Here is a 3,770-nt window from a genome sequence, read left to right as displayed (position 1 = left end):
TGTATATTTCCAAACATTGTTGCCACTAGAGTCTATTTTGTGGACTTCATTGTCTCGACTACCAGAGTAAACATATCCATTACTATCTACTGCTATAACATTAACATAATCAAAATGTTCAGTGTATTTCCAAACATTATTACCACTTGAATCTATCTTGTGGACTTCATTGCCCCAACCACCAGAGTAAACGTAACCATCACTGTCCACTGCTACAGCAACAACACTACTAGCATAATCTGTGTATTTCCATACATTATTACCACTTGAATCTATTTTGTGAAGTTCATTGTCATAACTACTAGAGTAAACATATCCATTACTATCTACTGCTACAGCATAAACAGTACCAGCATGCCCAGTATATTTCCAAACATTATTACCACTAGAGTCTATTTTGTGGACTTCATTGTCATAACTACCAGAGTAAACGTATCCATTATTGTCTACTGCTACAGCATAAACAGTATTAGTATGCTCTGTATATTTCCATACATTATTACCACTAGAGTCTATCTTGTGGAGTTCATTGTCATAACTACCAGAGTAAACATATCCATCACTGTCTACTGCTACAGCAATAACACGATGAGTATGTTCAGTATATTTCCAAACATTATTACCATCTGGGTCTATTTTGTGAACTTCATTGTCAGAACTACCAGAGTAAATAGTTGTACTGGCAGATTCAGGTCCTTCATAACTATCATTTATCTGAGTAAGAATTTTGACAGCAGTGTCCGTGTCAGTGTTCAGCGACCACAAGATATTGGAAAGATCAACTTCATCCACATAACTAATATCTAGTGCTTTGGAGATGCGATAACCACTAGAATAATAATCACCACTCCCATCGGTATCCAATACAAGATTATTACTTCCATCCTCAGTGAGATTGGAAATATCATAATAATCCTCAAGCCAACTGCCATTAGTAAGATCAGTAGGTTCAATTCTGGAACTCATACTTTTCTCCTTTTGCTAAACTTCAAACCATTTTCTTCCCCAAGATCCTTTTCCAAGATCTTGTTCCTCATATCTCAAATAGACTACATATGTATTGCCTTCAAATAATGTAGATGAAGGCATTTGCAGCTCCGTAAGATTGGAAGTATCATCGAGACTCTTGAAAATAAGCCCACCGTTTTCATCCAATACTTTCCAATCAGAAGCAATATGAGTATAGTTACTCGTATCATCCCCTGAAACTTCAAAAGAGCTTCCATAAAATGTGGGAGTGGTTGTTCCTGTGCTAAAATCAACTGTTATGTCCGGCTTATCTACTGTAGGTGCTGCCTCTTCACTGATGGAAAAATTGTAGCCCAAACTTTTGGAAATTATATCTTCAATATAAAAGTAAACTTCTGAATTCCATGCTAATTCAGTAGGTATTTCTACTTCTTCTTGAACTTGAAAGCTGTTCCAAATATTCAAAGAATCTGTTCCAAAAGCCTGTGTGATTGTCTCTGATTTCCTATAAGAGATTATATCAGAAGCAGCGGCAAAGTCCAAAACAACCTTTATCGGCTTCTCTCTATAAAAAATCCTATCTCTTGCCTTGACTTGTGCTTCTGATGTGAACAGATCATTGACTGTTACCAATTCTTCCAAATTTATATAGACATACACTTTATCTCTATCCAGACCCGCCACATCTTCACTTACACTTTTATCATAATAAGCTGTAACATTGACAACATCTTTTATAGGAACATTTAATAAATGAGTCTCATGCACTAAAATATACTTTGTTTTTTCTAAATAAACAATACCGTCTGCTCCATCACCGTATTCTTCCACTTTTAAATGCTTTTCCATTCCAAGTTCAAAAGAATAAGAAATACTGCCATTTTCATCAGAAACAACTGAATATTTTCCTACAACAATTCCATCTGAAGAATACCCAAAATCTAAACTAGGATTTTCTTTGTCTTCATCAACAGTTTCAATAATAGCCATTAGTCCATCTTTAACTGATATATGAAGATCTTCTAGCACTGGGTATCCTTCAATCCTACTAAAATCTACGATTCTCTCGTATTTAGTACTTCCTTTAGTGTTTGTTACTTTTAAATGAACATCACCTCTCTGACCAAGCCTACTGCTTCCATCATCAACCCACATTACATACGAACCATTAGGAGGGTTTGGGGGTTCTTTATCGAGAGGCACACCAGAATTACCGTAATATGGTCCATCACGAAAAATGAGATCACCAACAACACCGGACAAAACCCAACACATCTGTCTCTTTGGTTCCGTTATGGGCGAGTACCTACTGTAAGGATAGAAAACATACGGAAAGTTTTCTTCATAACCACGGCTGGATGCAAAATAAAAGGCTATGGAAGAGCTATCAAAAGCAATGCCTAGGTCACCTACCTCAAGATCTTCCTGAGCAATTCCAAACAAAGTTTTGACGTTGTTAGATGGGTTTTCAAGTTTAGCCTTATCTCTAATGTGAATTTTCCGTCTTTCACTGACATCTTCAGTGTCAAAAGTATTCTTAATATCCGACACAATTTCCATCTCACTAAAATCAGCAAGCATTACTTGCTGGACAACACCCTTCCTGTTCCTAATCTTTGCAAAAACATCCCCATCAAATCCTAAATTTGTTTGTTTTCCATCTGATTGCCATATATAAAAGTATGGAGAGCTTGTATCAGGAGGGCTTGGTTCTCCAAAAAAAGAGAACCCTTTAAACATACTTCTTACTTGGTCATAGTTTCCAACTAAATAATCAGTAAGAAGCCATCTCCTTTTGTAATTATTATTTCTTGGTTTTACTACAGATGGAGGATTATGATCTGCTTGACTTTTTGTTGAAAATCTGTGGAAAAATACGTATCCCTCAGATACAGTAAGAGCAACATCTCCGTGTTTTAACTCAAAGGTATTCAAAGCATCTAATGAATGCTCTGTACCACCTACTAATCTGTGTTTAATGTAAAAATGACTCGACATAATTTATCCAAAAACCTATTTAGCAGCTAATCTTCAATAGTCAGATGTCCAACATCCATTCCTATTGTAGAATCATAAACACTAACAATAAGATTAGCATGAACTACAATTTCTTCTGTCACACCCACTTGATCTTGTACCAGAATTACATTTCCTGAAATACGATCATAAATCCATGTCTCGTCACGAATATAAACTTTTTCATACACTCTAAAACATTCCAACATATCAAATGGAATTTCATATGAGTACTCTTTATCAGTAACAAACAAACTAGTAGGATCACAAAAACCATCTCTTAGGTCCGTAACTCCAAAATCATACACAAAAGTACGTCTGGAAGGCCAAACATGCCATTTCTCTAAAGGAATAAATTTTTCAACTCGTCCATCTGATCCTACTTCAAAATAGAAATCACCTTCAGTGGAAAACGCTAAAGCAACAACACCGGGACGCTCACAGACAGCAAAATCACTATAGATTTCCATTGTCTGTTCCATTGTATTTGAAAAAACGGGAGCTTGTATATTGGATAATTCAATTTGTTTCCAGCCCAACTTATCCACCATACTTCCAAATACAAAATCTCTATCATCTCCAACTTTAGGAAAATCTGAAATATTAAAGTAAGCAGTCACCTCAAGTATCTCATGCGATCCAGATTCCCATGTTCTGATACGCCAATCATAGACCGTTTCACATGTGGAAAGTCTGTGATCAAACCGATGCCTATACACATCTCTCAAACTAATTACTTGTCGCTGTCCTTCAATGTGATCTAATTGAGGATCTGGTCCTTCATA

Annotated in this window: 3 protein-coding genes; all 3 read right to left on the bottom strand. The window is 36.1% G+C overall.

Annotated elements, in window-relative coordinates; all coding sequences use genetic code 11:
* A partial coding sequence (locus QZ276_RS08195; RefSeq protein WP_292487011.1) for a WD40 repeat domain-containing protein occupies positions 1-966 on the bottom strand: 966 nt, incomplete at its 3' end.
* A gap of 15 nt (positions 967-981) precedes the next feature.
* Entirely contained in the window at positions 982-2,904 is a 1,923-nt protein-coding gene (locus QZ276_RS08190; RefSeq protein WP_292487009.1) for a hypothetical protein, read from the bottom strand.
* An 89-nt stretch (positions 2,905-2,993) separates the two neighbouring features.
* The coding region (locus QZ276_RS08185) for a hypothetical protein (RefSeq protein ID WP_292487007.1) at positions 2,994-3,770 on the bottom strand (777 nt) is incomplete at its 5' end.

The organism is Methanohalobium sp. (assembly GCF_018609725.1).
Classification (GTDB): domain Archaea; phylum Halobacteriota; class Methanosarcinia; order Methanosarcinales; family Methanosarcinaceae; genus Methanohalobium.
The sequence above is the reverse complement of the archived record's forward strand: the minus strand, read 5'-3'. Positions and strand labels throughout refer to the sequence as shown.